We start from the raw sequence: 16,152 nt of genomic DNA, 5'->3' as shown, positions 1-16,152 counted from the left end.
GTGCCCACCGTGCAATCGAGGTCTCATTCTCGGGTTCACTGCACGACCGCGCAGCGGGGTGTTCTCTGCAGCGGGAAGGGCGCCCCAGCACCGAGTCCGCCCCGGTGTTCGGCACCGGGGCGGACCTTGTGGCCTGCTACTCCCCCGCCGATTGATCCAGCGTCGCACCGACCTCCGCGGCCGCGTCTTCCCGACCCGGGCCGGGCCGCGAGACGACGGGATACGCGAAGGCGCTGCCGTCGCCGGAGTCCGCGGAATCCTGCAGCCGAGGCGGCAGCTCGACCACCACGGGATACTGACCGGTGAATCCCTGGCGCTCGGCGGCGAGGCGGAGGACTCGGCCGCGAACCGCGAACCAGCCCACTACGAACGCCGGCGCCATGACGAACAGCATGGCCACCACCGCGTAGCGTTGCACGTGGTCCTTACTGCTGGCCATCAAGACGACCACGACGGCCAGGAACAACAGCGTCGCGTAGCTGGTATAGGGCGCACCCATCAACCGGAACGACGGTCGGTCGGTGCGACCATCGCGCCACCAGTAGTACAGCCGCAACTGGCAGAGCACGATGGCCGACCATGCGGTCACGGTTCCCATGGCCGCCATGTTCAGCACGATCTCGAAGGCCTGATCGGGTACGACCGCGTTGAGACCGACACCGAGCAGCGCGATGGCACCGGTGGCGAGGATTCCCACGTACGGGACACCGGTGCTCGACATCCGCGCGGCCACCTTCGGTGCGCTGCCGTTCATCGACATCGATCGCAACACGCGGCCCGTGGAATACAGACCGGCGTTGAGACTCGAGAAGGCGGCGGTGAGCACGACCAGGTTCATCACCGAACCCGCCGCGGGCACTCCGAGTGTGGAGAAGAACGTGACGAACGGGCTGACACCTGCCTTGTACGCGGTGTACGGCAGCAACAGCGCCAGCAGCACGAGCGAACCCACATAGAAGAGGGCGATTCGGGCGATGACCGAGTTGATGGCCCGCGGCATGATCTTCTCGGGGTTTTCCGTCTCACCGGCCGCCGTACCGACCAGTTCCACTGCGGCATAGGCGAATACGACACCGGTCGTGACCAAGACCAGTGGCGCGAGTCCGGTCGGGAAGAGTCCGCCGTGGGCGGTGATCACGCTGGGTCCGGTGTGGTGCCCACCGACCGTGAAACGCCCGACCAGGATGATGCTGCCGACGACCAGGAACAGGATCAGCGCCACGACCTTGATGAGCGCGGCCCAGAATTCCAGTTCTCCGAACCACTTCACCGAGATGAGATTGATGCTGACCACCACGGCGAGTGCGATGAGCGCGATCAGCCACTGCGGTACCGCCTGAAAGGCGTTCCAGTAGTGGATGTAGGTGGCGACCGCGGTGATGTCGACGATGCCGACCATGCACCAGTGGAAGAAGTACATCCAGCCGACCACGAAAGCCAGCTTCTCCCCGTAGAACTCGCGCGCATAGGAGACGAACGAGCCGGACGACGGGCGATGCAGGACCAGCTCGCCCAGTGCTCGTAGGACGAAGAACACGAAGATGCCGCAGACCCCGTATACGAGGAACAACCCCGGACCGGCGCTGGCCAGACGTCCGCCCGCGCCGAGGAACAATCCGGTGCCGATCGCGCCGCCGATGGCGATCATCTGCAGTTGGCGCGGGCGAAGTGCTTTGTGGTAGCCGGCGTCCTCTGCGGCTAAGGCCTCCGCAGGCGCATCGGGAGGTCGAACGGTTGTCATGACGGAAGACCTTTCACGTGACGCGTGCCATACCCGTGTCAATGTACCGTTACACAACGGGACGATCAATAGGTGTCTGTCCGTTGATCGGTCCGGCGGTCCGACAGCCAACAGGGGATCTCCACCCGTGAATACCCCTGATTGAGTGAGCCGCCAACTATCGATACGCTCAATGGGTCAGATAATGATGGAGTAGCCGGATGGCATGGTTCGAGCGCGAGTTCATCGCGGTGCCCGAACAAAAGAAGAACCAGTTGGTCTTCAAGTGGCCGGATGTCAATATCCGCCGCTTCTCGCGCGTCATCATCAATGCCGACGAGGTCGCCGTGTTCGTGCGAACCGGCCGTGTTCTCGCCACCCTCGGTCCCGGACGGCACCGCATCGACGCCGAGGAACTGCCCGTTCTCGGCGCGCTGATCGACACCTTGACCGGAGGCAATTACTACCGGGCGGAGCTGTACTTCGTTTCCACCAAGGAGTTTCCCCGGGTCAAGTTCGGAGGGCGGCTGTCGGATGTCCTGGATCCGGTCAGCGCGCAGGTGGTGACGCTGCGATCGTTCGGCGAATTCGCGCTGTCGGTGCGGGATCCCGCTCAGTTGATCACGGCGGTGACCGGCAGTGCGACTCCGACCGACCCGACGGCAACCCCGGCCTGGTGCGCCGAACAGCTGCTCAAGGTGATGAAAATCGCAGTGACGCAGGGGGTATCGCGAGGCGATTGGCCCATCCTCGGCCTGTCCGCGCATCTGGGCGACATCGAGGAGGCCGTACTGCGACCGGCGAATCTGCAGCTCTACGAGTACGGGCTCCGGGTTCCCCGGCTGGGCAACTTCGACATCACCGTTGCTCCCGAGGACGCGGAAAGGCTCAAGCGCCTGGCGAAGGACACCACCTACGTGCGGCTGGCCGGGGACTTCCAGCGGTACGCCGCCGGCGAGCTCGCGCTGGGGGCCGGCCAGGGATTGGCGCGCGGCGTCGGGGACACGGGGTTTCTGGGTGCGGCGCTGGGAATGAACGCGCTGCACCAGCACACGGCGCCACCGACCGCACGGGCGCCGATCGCCGCGGCCGTCGAATCGGCCTGTGCGGCCTGCGGCACATCCCATTCCCCGACTGCTCGGTTCTGTACGCACTGCGGCCTGGACCTCCAGCAGGTTCGGCGGTGCGGCCAATGTTCGGCGGAACTCTCCGAACACGCGAACTTCTGCGGTCGCTGCGGGGCCCCCGCCACCTGAAGGGCGGCAGTGGATTTCGTGGTGGCTCGTCGAAGACGCCCTTCACGATGGGGGCCGGGCTCGAAGCCCGGCCCCATCGCTCAGACCAGAGCGGTCGGTTCGACGCCACCAGCCAGGCTGCGCACCTGTCGTGCAGCGACCGAGAGAGTAGCCAGATCCATTGTCCCGGCGGCGAATATCTCGTCCAGGGCCACTCGGGCGCGGGCCAGTCGTGAGCTGTTGAGCGATTCCCAGAACAGAATCTTCTCCGCGACCGTGTCAGCGGGCGCGGTCACCCGCAGCACGTCGAGTGTGAGCGATTTCAGCGAATCGTAGAGATCGTCTCGGACCGCGAGCCGTGCGAGGGTGTGCCAGCGGTCGCCGCGCTCGAGGCGGACGACCGCATCCAGGAGGCGTTGAAAATCGAATTGCCGCTCGAGGTGGTAGTACAGGGCGACAACTTCACGCTGCTCGCGTTCGGCTACCTCGGCGATATCGACGATATCGAGCAGTGGGAATCGGTAGATCAGCAGATAGACCTCCTCGACCAGATCGCGCGGGCCGCCACGGTCGATGGCAGAACCGGCACGAGCGAGCAGCTCGTCGCTGATGACCCCCCGCCGCCACTCGGGCACCAATGTGCTCATCGCTCGTACGCCGTGCCGGTAGCGGGCGATATCGGTGCCGATCGCGAGGGGCTGTGGACGATTCGTCAGCAGCCATCGAGACGCACGGTCGAGGGTTCGTTTGGTCTCCAGTTCGAGTTCGTCGCGGACTGCGGTGGGCATCGGAGTGGTCCGGATGCGCAGCCACAGTTGGTGGAGATCGAAGATCTCGGTCACCGCCGCGAACGCGCGCACAGCGTCGTCCACGGTCACGCCCATCTCCTCGACGAGGCGGAACACGAATGTGGTGCCACCGTAGTCGACGACGCGGTTGACGACCGTCGTGGCGACGATCTCGTGACGCAGCGGGTGGTGGCGCATCGCACTGCCGAATCGTTCGCGTAGCGGCCCGGGAAAGTAGTTCGGCAACACCGACGCGAAGGCAGGGTTATCGGGCAGCTGCCCGGCGAGAAGTTCTTGCTTGAGTGAAAGTTTGACGTGGGCAAGAAGATTCGCCAACTCGGCCGATGTCAGCCCGGTTCCCGCAGCGATCCTTCGGGCCATTTCCGTGTCCGAGGGCAGCGCCTCGATGTCGCGGTCGAGGCCGTGCCGGTCCTCGAGATCGGCTATCAGACGACGATGGACGGCCGCCATGGCCGGGGCATGTGCGCGGGAAAGGCCGAGGCGGAAGTTCTGGGAGACGTTGTCACGCAAGACGTGTTCGGCGACCTCATCGGTCATCGAGGCCAGGACCGCATTGCGATCCGAGATCGACAGACTTCCTTCGGCGACCACTCTGTCGAGCAGGACCTTGATGTTGACCTCGTGGTCGGAGCAGTCCACGCCCGCGGAGTTGTCCAGGGCATCGGTGTTCATCTTGCCGCCGTACCGGCAGAACTCGATGCGGCCCAACGCGGTCACACCCAGGTTGCCGCCCTCACCGATCACCCGCAGCCGCAACTCGTTCGCGTTCACCCGCACCACATCGTTGGACTTGTCACCCACATCGGCATTGGTCTCGACCGACGCCTTGATATAGGTACCGATCCCGCCGTTCCACAACAACTGCACCGGAGATTTCAGGATCGCCCGGATCAACTCCGGCGGCGACAGCACCGTGACCTCGGGAGCCAGGCCGAGCGCCTCGCGCACCTGATCGCTGATCGGGACGGACTTGACGGTCCGGTCATGGACACCGCCGCCCTCGCTGATCAACGACCGGTCGTAATCGGCCCACGACGAACGCGGCAACGCGAACATACGCTCACGCTCGGCGAACGACGTCGCCGCATCGGGATTCGGGTCCAGGAAAATATGGCGGTGATCGAACGCCGCGACCAGCCGGATGTGACGTGAGAGCAGCATGCCGTTGCCGAACACGTCACCGGACATGTCACCGACACCGACCACCGTGAAATCCTCGGTCTGGGTATCGATGTCCATCTCGGCGAAATGCCGCTTCACCGACTCCCACGCGCCCTTGGCGGTGATACCCATCGCCTTGTGGTCGTAACCCACCGAACCACCCGAGGCGAACGCGTCACCGAGCCAGAAACCATAGGACTGGGCAACATCATTGGCGATATCGGAGAACGTCGCCGTACCCTTGTCCGCCGCCACCACCAGATAGGTGTCGTCGCCGTCGCGGCGGTGGACGTGCGGCGGCGGGATGACCTCACCTGTGATCCGATCGATGTTGTCGGTGATGTCGAGCAGACCGGAGATGAAGATGCGGTAGCAGGCGATTCCTTCGGCCTGCAAGGCCTGGCGGTCGACGACCGGGTCGGCGGTAGCCTCGGGAGGATTCTTGACCACGAAACCGCCCTTCGCGCCGACCGGCACGATGACCGCGTTCTTCACCGCCTGTGCCTTCGCCAGGCCCAGGATCTCGGTGCGGAAATCCTCCAGGCGATCCGACCACCGCAGGCCGCCACGCGCGACCGGGCCGAAGCGCAGGTGCACGCCCTCCACCCGCGGCGAGTAGACCCAGATCTCGAATTGCGGTCTGGGCTTGGGCAATTCGGCGATCGCGCGAGGGTCGAACTTGAACGACAGGAACTCACGCGGACCGCCCGTATCGTCGACTCGGAAGTAGTTGGTGCGCAGGGTCGCACGGATCAGCCCATGGATCGCGCGCAGGATGCGGTCGGTGTCGAGACCGACCACCGATTCGATGTCGGCGAGGAGCCGCTCGTCGAGCGTGCGGGCGTCCTCGATGGCGATATCGGTGGGCTCGCAACGGGCGGTGAAGAACTCCATGAACGCGGAGGCGGTGGCCGGTTGGCTCAGGAGGACCTTGCTGATACTTGCGAAGGAGTACGAGAATCCCGCTTGCTGTAGGTATTTCGCATAGGCGCGCAGGACCGAGATCTCGCGCCAGTTCAGTCCGGCGCTCAGGACGAGTTCGTTGAGTGAGTCGATTTCCGCGCGGCCGAACCACATTGCCTCGACGGCTTGCGCGAAGAGTGTCCGAGCCTGGGTCTCCTCCGACCTCGATGCCTTCGCCGGTGTGGAGGGGATGCGCAATCCGAAGTCGTAGATCCATCGGTGGGTGCCGTCGGGCAGCGTCAGCGGGTAGGGGCGTTCGTCGACGACCTCCGCACCGACGCTGTGCAGTATCGGCAGAATCCGGCTCAGCGAAATCCCCGCGCCATGGACATAGAGAGTGAATCGCCACTCGCCGTCCGGGGCGTCGACCTCCCGGTGCAGGTCGGTGTCGATCGTGCCGTCGTCGAGGCGATTGAGCCGCCACAGATCGGCCAGCGCTCGCGTCGGCGTGAATTCCTGCTGGTAGGTGGCAGGGAACGCGGCCGCGTAGTCCCTGGCCAGTTCGCCTGGAACAGCGCGGGTGACAGCGGCCTGGGTGATCAGCAGGTCGGCCCAGGTCCGGGTCGTGGCGAACAGCAGGTCCTGGACCCGCTCGAGATTGGCCGCGGACGTGTCGACAGGCGCGGCGTCCGCGCGGCGGTGGACCGTGAAGTAGACGACAGCGAGTTCGGATTCGCTGGCGCGCGCGGAGTAATCGATCTGTTCGGCGTCGAACTCGTCCCGGAGGATGTCGCGCATGCGGAGTCGGACATCGGTGGAGTAGCGGTCGCGCGGGAGGTAGACCAGGCAGTAGAGTGCCGTGCTGCGCGCGTCCGGCCGCAGGAACAGCCGTACCTGTCGACGCGGACCGAGATCCATGATCGCTGAGACGGTTTCGAACAGTCGGCGGGTGTCCGCACAGAACAGTTCGGCCCGCGGCAGCGTCTGAAGTGTCTGGAGCATGGCCTGGCCGGAGAAGGAGTTCGCTCCGAATCCGGCCCACTCGATCACCTGACGTATGCGTCGGGAGATGACGGGGATGTCAAGGATGTTCTCGTGCTGGCCCGTGACGGTGAAGGACCCGATGAAGATGTGTTCGCCCCGCACGGTATCTCCGAAATCGGACACTGTGACGACGTAACCATCCGCCGCGCCCGGCAGCAGTGGATCCAAGGAGATGTTGGACAGGCGCAGCACCGGCCGGCGGGGACCGGACAGCGGAATGTCGATCTCGTTGTCGAGGCGTTGGTGCAGGATTCCCAGGCCCGCGGTCGGCCGCAGCTCCGTCGTCGCGACCGTGTCGGAGCTCCCGGCTTCGAGTGCATGATCGGAATCGATGGCGTGATAGCCGTATCCGAGCAGTGTGAAGCGACCGTCGGCGAGCCAGTTCAGCAGATTGGCATTGTCCACGGATTCGGAGTCCGCTCCGGCGCCGCGGCCGAGGGCGGCGGCAACGGCAAGCAGTGTGGTCGTCATCGCCGGGGTATCGCCGGCGATGCTGCGGAGCGTGGCCAGCAACTGCGGGAGCGCCTGCTCGATGTGGCGGAGTTGGTCGGCGCCAACGGATTCCGCCAGTTGTATGTGGATCCATGATTCGGCGACGGTATGGTCACCGGGGCTCGGCTCGGCGCTGCGCGAGGGAGCGATGGCGCGTAACACTCCCCGGTTGTCTCGAAGCGCGTCGATGATCGGGTGGACGATATCGGTCACCACGACACCGACCCGCCGCAGCATGGACGACACCGATTCGACCAGGTGTGGCATATCGTCGTTGACGATCTGGATGGCCGGTCCCAGCCCGGTGGGGTCGTCCGGCCGGTAGACCCGCAGCCTCGCCGCGCCCGGTCGGCGCAGAGTCGCCAGCTCCAGGTGGCACTCGAAGATCCGGCTCGCTCGCGTACTGACCGCGGGCGTCGTCGCCGCGGGCTGGGTCCAGCGGTAGTAGACGGCCTCGAAGGCCTTGGGATCCTCGCGGAGTCGTTGCAATGTAATCGTCTGAAGCGTGGTTGTCGCCATCGCCCGAACCTTCCCCGGATCTGGGCCGTATCCCACAGCCACAGTCACCTATTTAACGTACCGTTAAATAGCGGCACATTATCCAATGTAGCAAACTGACGCGGTCTGGGCGACCACGCCGAATCAGAACCGGCTTGTGATGTCGGCCCGCGTCATCCGGACAGCCCGGCCCGTTGCAGGAAGGTCCGGGCGGACGACTGATCGTTGAAAGCCGCCGTCTCGATACGCAAACCACTGCGGAGGTCGGCGTACCAGACAACGAAGCGTGGGCCGATCGCGGCGAACACCGCACTGTCGGAACGGATCGACGGCCCCGCGGCGCGCCACCGGCGAATGTCGTCACCGAGTTTGTCCTGCTCGACCACTCGAATGCTCAGGGTCAGATCGCGACCACCGCTGAGTCCGCCCGCCAGCAACGAGGCGCGAGCGGGAATCACGCACTGATCGCCGTTGATCGAGGCACTGCCCGGGCACGAGACCGCCGCCCGCAGCGTCGCGGGCAGCGAGTCGGCCGGATCGGCCGTGCCCAGTGACGGCAGTCCTGGCAATCCGGGTAACCATCGCAGCACCACGAACGCGAGCACGGCCAGCACGATCAGTCCGCCGAGAACAGTGCTGAACCGCGCGAGCAGCGGCCGAGCCGCGTGCTCGGTGCCCGTTACGGCCGCCATGCCCACCTTGGCGACGGCCTTTCCCACGGCGACCGCCGTCTTCTCGGCTCCGGCGAGCACTTCACCCGGCAGTGATGATCCCGCAGGCACGGCAGGCGCCAGTGGGGCGCCGCAGTGCGAACATGTCGATCCCGCACCGGAATCGCGGTGCTGGCAGTACGCGCACAGAGAATGAGAAGCGCTCAATGTCCGGTGATCACAATCGATGAGAGGGCCGTGATGTTCTGCGCCGGATCACCTTTGGACTGCAAGACGGTGAGGACGATCTTCGACGCGTTCACCGGCGGATTCATCCTGGTGACCACCGGACCGCGCTGATCGAGGGTCTGTTGGATACAGGTGGTGGCACCGGCATCGTCGAACCGATACGAAACTCGGCTGGCGGTACGGTATTTCGTCCACTGATCGGTACCGTCCGCGCCGATGGCGTCCCATCCGGGTACCAGTCCGATCGACTCGACCGTGTAGGAACCACCCAGGTCGATGCTGAGGATCTGCCCGTCGACCCGGTGTGCCCGCGAACACGACCAGGCTTTGCCGGGACCAGCGAAGGCGTCCATACCCGGCGTCCCGCCGGGCGGGCAGTGCGATACCGCGGACTTGACCTGGATCGTGCCGCCCGCCGGAGCGGTCGGCGTGACACTGGTTTGCGCGGTGGCCGGAACGGGGCTCGGCGTCATCGAGGCCTGCGCGGATTCCCGCTCCGAGCCGTGGTCACCGGTCGTCATCACCAGGGCAAGGATGACCACCATGATGACGGCGGCGCCGATGACCAACGCCACCTTGGGGTTTCGCACGACGGTGAGCAGGTCTCGCGCTCGCTCGGCCAGTGGTGTGGCCGGTGGTCGCGACGTCTCGGGTTCGGCTCGGGTGTCGGGCTCCGGTGCGGATTCCTTCGAGGCGAGCGAGGACAGTTTGCCCGAGAGATCGAGACCGGCGGATTCCGCACCCGCTCCGCCGTTGAGCAGTGCCAGGATGCGCTCGCTGGCCTTCGGGCCGCTCGAACCCGCCCCGGCGGGCGGCGGCGCGGCGGGGGCGGAGCTCGGGGTGATGGCCTCGAGGCCGGCGTCCGGTTCGAGGCTGAAATCCGTTCCGCTGAACGATTGTTCGGCCTCGGGTGGGGCGGATCGCCCCAGTGCCGGATCGGCGAGCAGCGCGTCCAGGACCGCTGCTCTGTGACGGAGGAAGCCATCCCCCGGATCCTCGTCGGGCACAGCCGGAATCGTATCCGGGTGTCCACGAATATCGATGCTTCGTTGTTCCCCGCGATGGGAACCGGAGGTCGCGGTATTCGCTACTTTCTTTCGCCGGTGACGAAATAGTCTGGGGGAACGTCGAATACCCGGGCCAGTGCGATGATCAGGTCCAATCGGGGAATCGCGTCTCCATGGATGAGCCGATAGAGACCGGATTGCGAAACGGGAACATCCGGATAAGCCAGCTCGAGATGCTGGGCCAGTGAGTAGAGGGTCAGCGAGCGAGTCGCTCCGTCTTCGGTCGAGACCATCGACTCCGAGATCAAGGCCGACAAGCGCCGTGAGAATATGGCGGCCGCCGCCTGGCGTGGCGTGAGTTCGTCTCCGTCGCCGAGCGGTTGGACCTGATCGCTGTACGGCTCGGAATCGGCTACCACATTCGCAGACATTACCGTCCCCTCTCTAGCTGACCTCAAAACCCTGCCGTCGGAACCGAAGGCGGCGCGGGTAACGATGGCGGCCGGTGTCTTTCGCCATTGACGGCCGCGGTGTTGATCGGTTCAAAGTAGCGGGTTTCGCCGCGAGGCTCGATGAGATCGACTCGGACGGTCCGCATCGGGATACCGATGTCGACGGTGTGCGCGTCGACCTGTTCGATCGCGAGGTCGACGGCACGGCTTCGAGGCTCGCCGGGCTCGTTGATCGTCAACGTGGTCGGGGCGTCGGAACGCCCGGGCGGCAACTGGTCGTACACCGCGATGGTCGCGTTCGGCGTGACGGCGACGTCTTCACTCGCCTCACCGGGGCCCGGCGCCAACCGCAGCGAGTCCGGGTCACCGACCGCCGCGACCAGTTGCCGCCAGCGGTCCGGGCGGGCGGAGTGGATCACCACATCCGCGCCTACGACCACGGCCCGCAGGATGATCTGCTGGGCGACAGGCAATTCCGCGCGGATATCGACGCTGCGGCGCTGCGGGTTGTAGCGGGTCGGATCGAACAGCGGTAGCGCGAAGGTATGCATGGGCTGTCCGCTGATGACCCCCAGGATCTGCCCGTTGGGGCCGATGGGTACGGCCAACTGGGACATCACATCCGCAGGGGCGGTGTCCAGACCGGGCGCGGTCGGCAGGTCTCGGGCCGACGCCGTGCTGGGCAGGGTGGCCAGCAGCGCGGCCGACTGGCGGCCGACCAGCGGACGCAGGAAGACGGGTGGGGTCTCGTCGACCGTGGGACCGATGAACCGTACGAGACCGCGCGGGCCCGCGGCCCGGCCCGACAAGGAGATCACCACGGTCGTCCGGCCTCGATCCCAGCTCCAGCAGTCGTCGAGTCCGCCGGCGCCCAGTCGGCTCCAATCGACGGCGAAACTACTGACACCGCGACCGGGATTGGTCGATTCGAGTCGAGTCCAGGTTTCCCGCAGATCCGACAATTCGACTCCGGCGTGCAGCATCCGCAGGGCGTCGCGCATCGCGGCGGCGGGCAGCACGTGGGCGGCGACACCGTATGCCCGCAGCCGGGTGGCGATCCGGTACGCCGCGGCGGCCAGGGCGCGTGGGGCCGCTGCCGCACAGCTCCCGCGCCGGGTCAGCCGAGCCAGATTGTGTTCCTGGTCCATTCGCACGACGAGCCAGGTCAACCTGTCCCCCACGACCGGTTGGGAGCCGATGAGCTGGTCGTAGAGCATGCTGTAGCCGCTGGACGCGCGGGCCCGCCGGCCGGTGGTGACGATGTCGATGTCGAATTCGATGCCGTACTGCTCGAGCATCGGCAGCAGCGCGTTCACCGCGACCTTGTCTTCGGTGTACACCGTCCGATCGGCAATGACGGTGGGCAGGTCCAGATCCGGGGCGAGCTGGATCATCGCGACCAGGATCGGATCGCCGAATTGGATGCCACAGATTCCGTTGGTGGTTTCGAAGTCACGGATGTCGGTGGGCGCGTTGAGTTCCCGGGCTCGGGACCCCCTGCCCACGCGGTATCGACCCCAGTCGAGGCACCATCGCACCGGCGTTCGCTCACCGACCCGCACGACCACCATCGCGACCGAGAACGACGCGGTCAACGCGATACCCCACCAGGGAATCCGCCCGAGCATCACGGCCGCGAGCGGAGCACCGCCCAGCACCAGAACCGCGAACGGTCCACGATCGATGCCGCCGAGCCGGATCTGCGGCCCGCTCACCGTTTCCTCCGAATCACGTGGTGCCCAAAGATAATTCCCGATCCGATCAGCGTGGATATCAGCAGGACGGCCGCCGCGGCAGCACCCGGTTTCCCATCCGCGGGGCGCGGCGGTGCGGGCAGCGCCAGGGGTATCGCACCGTAGGGGCCGGTCGGTGACTGTGGGGGTGTACGAAAGCTCAAGGCCGCCAACGGATCCACCAGGCCGGTGCCGACGATATTGTTCACACCGCGTGCGGGCGCGTGAGCGGAGGCCTGCAAGCGTGCGGCGATCTGGGCCGGTGACTCGTTGGGGAATCGGGAACGCAACAGCGCGGCGGTCCCGCTGACATACGCGGCCGCGAACGACGCGCCGCCGACGGGGACCAGTTTGTCGGACGCTCCGACCCCGTTGACGAGACCTCCACCGCCCGGGCCCACCGATTCGATGCCCGTGCCCGGCGCGGCGATCGACACCCACGGCCCGGCCAGGGATTCACTCATCGGATCCCCGGCGACGGTGGTGAAGCCGACCGTCAGCACATCGTTGGCGAAGCATCCCGGCGCGGCGAGCGTCTTGACCCCGTCCCAGTTGCGTGGGTCGTTGGGCCGCCCGGGGTCGATGTCGGGGTTCTGGTCGCATCCCGCTCCCGAGGAGGCGCCGGCACCGGCGACGATGAGCGCGCCCTTGACGTGAACGGCATAGCCGATCGCCGCCGCCAACGGCGACTGATCGACACCGAGACCGACCGGCAGGCACAGGGGCAGCGCCACCGTGATCACGTCGGCGCCGAGGTTGGCGGCGTGCGTGATAGCGCGCGCGAGTCTTCTGAGGTCGACGGCGGCCTGCGCCGCGGCATCGAGGTTCAACACGCCGTCGGCGCTGAAAGCCCCGGATCGGTAACGGACGGAGATGATCCGCGCGTCGGGCGCGACGCCCAGGAATCCGTCGCCGGTAGCGGCGGTCGCACCGATGATTCCCGCGATCAACGTCCCGTGCGCATCACAATCGGACAAGCCGTCACCACCCGATTGCAGATAGTCACCGCCACCGACCAGATTCGGCAGCCGCGAATTGGGGCTGACACCGGTATCGAGCACCGCGACCGTGACGCCCGCGCCGCGGGTGAGCGCGCGCGCTCTCGGCAGGTCCAGGGCGTGGTCGGCCGGCGGGCTCTGGGAGACGTCGGTGTCGGGCAGGACACCGACGCCGAGGCAGCCCTTGTCCTGCTTCATCGGAAACTCGGGCCCGGGCGCGTCGTCCGGCGGCGGCGCACCGACCACCGCGACCGGGGGCTGCACGGCCGCGGCCGGACCCCCCGCCAGCACGGCCGCGAGGATGGCCGTCAGCATTGCCACACCGTGGCGGGCACCCATCAGATCCCCCGGACCGCGGTGTAGATGCCCATGATCCAGCAGGCGAGAACCGGTACCGCGAGGATGAGCGCGTATTCGATCAGGTCGATGATCCTGCGCACCACCGGAGACAGCCGCACTCCGGGCAGCCGGGTGCCGGCGAAACATCCGGCCACCGCGACCCCGGTGCCGAGCAGCACGACGACCGCTCGCGCCGGGGCGGTGGCGTAGGCGGCGGTCAGCACGAACCCGACGCCGATCTGGACGACGACCGCGCCGACGACCAGCATGATCGCCTGAACTCGATCGGGGTACCAGCGTGGCCGCATCAGCAGCAGGCCGGAAACCGCTGCGGCCAGCACGATTTCGCGTACCCCGCCTGGGCTCGCGGAGGTGGCGGCGATGATCGAGCAGGCCAGGACGACCACGGTCGCGATGATCAGCCCGCGCAAGGTGGTCACCGCGAGACGGGCGCGCGCTTCGATGCCGGTGCGGTAACGGCGGCGTTGGGCTTCCTCGTCCTCGGATTCGTCGTTGCCGGCCGATTCGGCGTCGAAGATGTCGGTCAGGGTGGCCTGTTCGACCGCACGCCCGGGATCGGGCAGGTCCGGCGGACGGATACGGGCGGCCACGACGGCCAGCCGCGGCGCCGCGGACAGCAGGATCAGCCCGATGAGAACGCCGCCACCCGCCGCCTGACGTACGGAGAGGTCGAAATAGGTCATCGCGCCGGCGGTGACCGCGCAGACCAGGCTCGAGACCGCAGCCGCGACCAGGACGGTCGTCCCGCCCCGGATCGAGCGCAGTAACGAGCCGGCCGCGACGGCGGTGAGCGCGGAGCCGGCGGCGATGTTCGCGGGCGTGAAGAATCCGGGTTCGCCGTACGGCCGCGGAACGATCATCGCGGCCGCGGCGAATATCAGGGGCAGCGCGGACAGGGCCAGCCCGACACAGGTTGGGGCCGAACAGTTTCGGCGAGGCGCGAGGATGGCCGCGAGCCAGCTGCTCGCCGCGAGGACGAGCGCGGGCGCGGTGCACCACACCGGCGACGCGGTGCGGGTCCACGACCACACCAGCATCGCCGCGATGGCCGTGGTGGCGCCGCCGAACGCGGCCAGACTCGTCAATGTCGCGGTCCGCGCATCGAATTCCGTGAATTCCCGCTCGTTGGTCAGCGCGAGCGCGTCGGTGATGTCCTCGACGACCGGTTCGAACAGCTCCGAGGATTCGACGGTGGTGAGCATGAGCAGCGCGCCGTCGGTGATCTCGTGGTCGGCGAGGGTGCGCCAGCGCGGGATCGGGGTCTGACCCGGGCGCGCCAGCGTCCACTGCCCCGTCCGCGGCGTGAAATCGACCGTCTCGTCGTCGATCACGCCGGCCAGCACGGCGAGCAGATCCTCGATGAAGGTCTCGATACTGAATTTCGTCGGCACCACGACATCCACCTGGTAGGTGGCGATCATGATCGCGACCCGGGCAAGCGCGACCTCCGCCGAGGGCCCGGCCCCGGCGGCGCTCGGCGCCGGGGCGAATGCTGTGCTCACGGCCGACCACCTCGATCGGCGTGGGCGATGCCACCGGTCATGTGACTCGGAAAGCAATCGGCGAGCGTGGCGGCGAGTTCCTCGAAGGCCAAGACGGTCTCCTTCTCGAGCAGGCGAAGATCGATCTCGCCGCCCTCGGCGAGATGGTCGTCGTACGGGATCACCACGGAAGGACGGTGCGCGGCGGCGAAGAGTTCCTCGATCCGTTCGATCGCGACCGTCGGTTTCATCGGGTACTGGTGGGTGATGGCGATGATCGACTCGGCCGCCAGGCGGTGCATACCGTGCGAATCGAGCCACTCGAGGGTGGCCACGGCACCGGTGACGCCCCGGACCGTGGCCGGAGTCGCCAGCACGATCGCGTGGCTGGTCTGCAGGACGCCTGCGGTGGCGGAGTCGAGAAGGCCGGTGCCGCAGTCGATCAGCATCAGGTTGAAGTGCCGCCGCAGTACATCCGCGGCGGCGAGATACTCACGCCCCGACAGCGACTCGATGGCAGTCGAGGACCACGGCGACGCCACCACCGCCAGGTCCGCATTATTGATCGTGGTGAAGGATTGGACCGCGGCGAACGAGTCGAGACCGCGGGCTTGGACCAGATCGCGCAACGTCAGACCGTACTGATGCCGCCCGGTACGACCGGACAGGTCACCGAAATCCGGGTTCGCGTCCACCGCGGCGACCCGATCCGGGCGGAAGGCCGCGAAGATCGAACCCAGCCCGGCGACGGTGGTCGTGCGGCCCACGCCGCCCTTCACATTGACCACCGCGATCTGATAGGCGCTCGTGAGCTGACGGCGGATCCGGGCACGCCGTTGCTCGGTCCGCTGTTCGTCCGGCGACAGACCGAGATTGAACCCCACCTTGTTCAGGGCTCCGCGCATGCCGGTGGTCGAACGCAGATGCGCCGAACGATTCGGGGTGAGCTGGCCGAGCAGTTCGGCCGGGGTCAGCGCGATCGACAGGCCCGCCGCGTGATCCGGGACGGCCGGAGCCAGGTCGCCCGACGTGGGGGCGGCCGGGCCGGATTGTTGATTCGGTTGCCGGACAATGAGATCGGTGCGGGCCCCCGGTACGGGCGGCGGCCCGTATCCGGCCTGCGGCCGCGGGCGCGGCGGGAGGTAGACATTGGCCGGTCCTGCCGGATCGGCCCCGGGGTAGGCGGCCACCGGCCGAGCCTGGTGTCCGAGCGCCGCGGGGCCGGGCGGAGCGGGCGGAGCGGGCGTGACCGACGGTGCGATCGAGTTCTCCTGCCGCCCAACGGGTGCCGTGAACGACGGAGCAGGCGAAGGAGCGGGCGGCGGAGCGGGATTGTCCTGCCGCACAGGTGGAGACATGA

The 16,152-nt window shown here is 67.0% G+C and carries 10 protein-coding genes; 1 reads left to right on the top strand and 9 read right to left on the bottom strand.

Annotated elements, in window-relative coordinates; all coding sequences use genetic code 11:
• Positions 1–136: 136 nt before the first annotated feature.
• The gene (locus ACIRRA_RS37640) at positions 137–1,741 is read right to left on the bottom strand and encodes an amino acid permease (RefSeq protein WP_402778461.1); all 1,605 of its coding nucleotides are present in this window, start codon (positions 1,739–1,741) and stop codon (positions 137–139) included.
• Between the two features lie 200 nt (positions 1,742–1,941).
• Here ACIRRA_RS37640 and ACIRRA_RS37635 point away from each other — a divergent pair, with 200 nt between their 5' ends.
• Positions 1,942–2,976, top strand: coding sequence for an SPFH domain-containing protein (locus ACIRRA_RS37635; protein WP_402778458.1), 1,035 nt, complete (start codon positions 1,942–1,944; stop codon positions 2,974–2,976).
• An 80-nt stretch (positions 2,977–3,056) separates the two neighbouring features.
• Here the strand turns inward: ACIRRA_RS37635 and ACIRRA_RS37630 are convergent, their stop codons facing one another.
• The 8 genes from ACIRRA_RS37630 to ACIRRA_RS37595 all read right to left on the bottom strand — a co-directional run bounded on the left by ACIRRA_RS37630 (position 3,057) and on the right by ACIRRA_RS37595 (position 15,982).
• Positions 3,057–7,883, bottom strand: coding sequence for an NAD-glutamate dehydrogenase (locus tag ACIRRA_RS37630; RefSeq protein ID WP_402778456.1), 4,827 nt, complete (start codon positions 7,881–7,883; stop codon positions 3,057–3,059).
• Between the two features lie 152 nt (positions 7,884–8,035).
• Positions 8,036–8,644 carry a hypothetical protein gene (locus ACIRRA_RS37625; RefSeq protein ID WP_402778453.1) on the bottom strand — a complete coding sequence of 203 codons (609 nt, stop codon included), beginning with the start codon at positions 8,642–8,644 and terminating at the stop codon, positions 8,036–8,038.
• 92 nt (positions 8,645–8,736) lie between these two features.
• Positions 8,737–9,768: a hypothetical protein gene (locus ACIRRA_RS37620; protein WP_402778450.1), complete on the bottom strand. Its 1,032-nt coding sequence runs from the start codon at positions 9,766–9,768 to the stop codon at positions 8,737–8,739.
• Between the two features lie 80 nt (positions 9,769–9,848).
• Entirely contained in the window at positions 9,849–10,187 is a 339-nt protein-coding gene (locus ACIRRA_RS37615; RefSeq protein WP_357004644.1) for a helix-turn-helix transcriptional regulator, read from the bottom strand.
• A gap of 35 nt (positions 10,188–10,222) precedes the next feature.
• On the bottom strand, positions 10,223–11,935 hold the full coding sequence (eccE, locus tag ACIRRA_RS37610) for a type VII secretion protein EccE (protein ID WP_402778446.1): 1,713 nt from the start codon (positions 11,933–11,935) through the stop codon (positions 10,223–10,225).
• On the bottom strand, positions 11,932–13,266 hold the full coding sequence (gene mycP / locus ACIRRA_RS37605) for a type VII secretion-associated serine protease mycosin (RefSeq protein WP_402778443.1): 1,335 nt from the start codon (positions 13,264–13,266) through the stop codon (positions 11,932–11,934). Before mycP ends, eccE begins: the two co-directional genes overlap by 4 nt.
• A gap of 23 nt (positions 13,267–13,289) precedes the next feature.
• Positions 13,290–14,813, bottom strand: a complete 1,524-nt coding sequence (gene eccD / locus ACIRRA_RS37600; RefSeq protein WP_402778439.1) for a type VII secretion integral membrane protein EccD — start codon at positions 14,811–14,813, stop codon at positions 13,290–13,292.
• Positions 14,810–15,982 carry a MinD/ParA family protein gene (locus ACIRRA_RS37595; protein WP_402778437.1) on the bottom strand — a complete coding sequence of 391 codons (1,173 nt, stop codon included), beginning with the start codon at positions 15,980–15,982 and terminating at the stop codon, positions 14,810–14,812. Before ACIRRA_RS37595 ends, eccD begins: the two co-directional genes overlap by 4 nt.
• Positions 15,983–16,152 lie beyond the last annotated feature (170 nt).

The organism is Nocardia sp. NPDC101769 (assembly GCF_044766925.1).
Lineage (GTDB): Bacteria > Actinomycetota > Actinomycetes > Mycobacteriales > Mycobacteriaceae > Nocardia.
The sequence above is the reverse complement of the archived record's forward strand: the minus strand, read 5'-3'. Positions and strand labels throughout refer to the sequence as shown.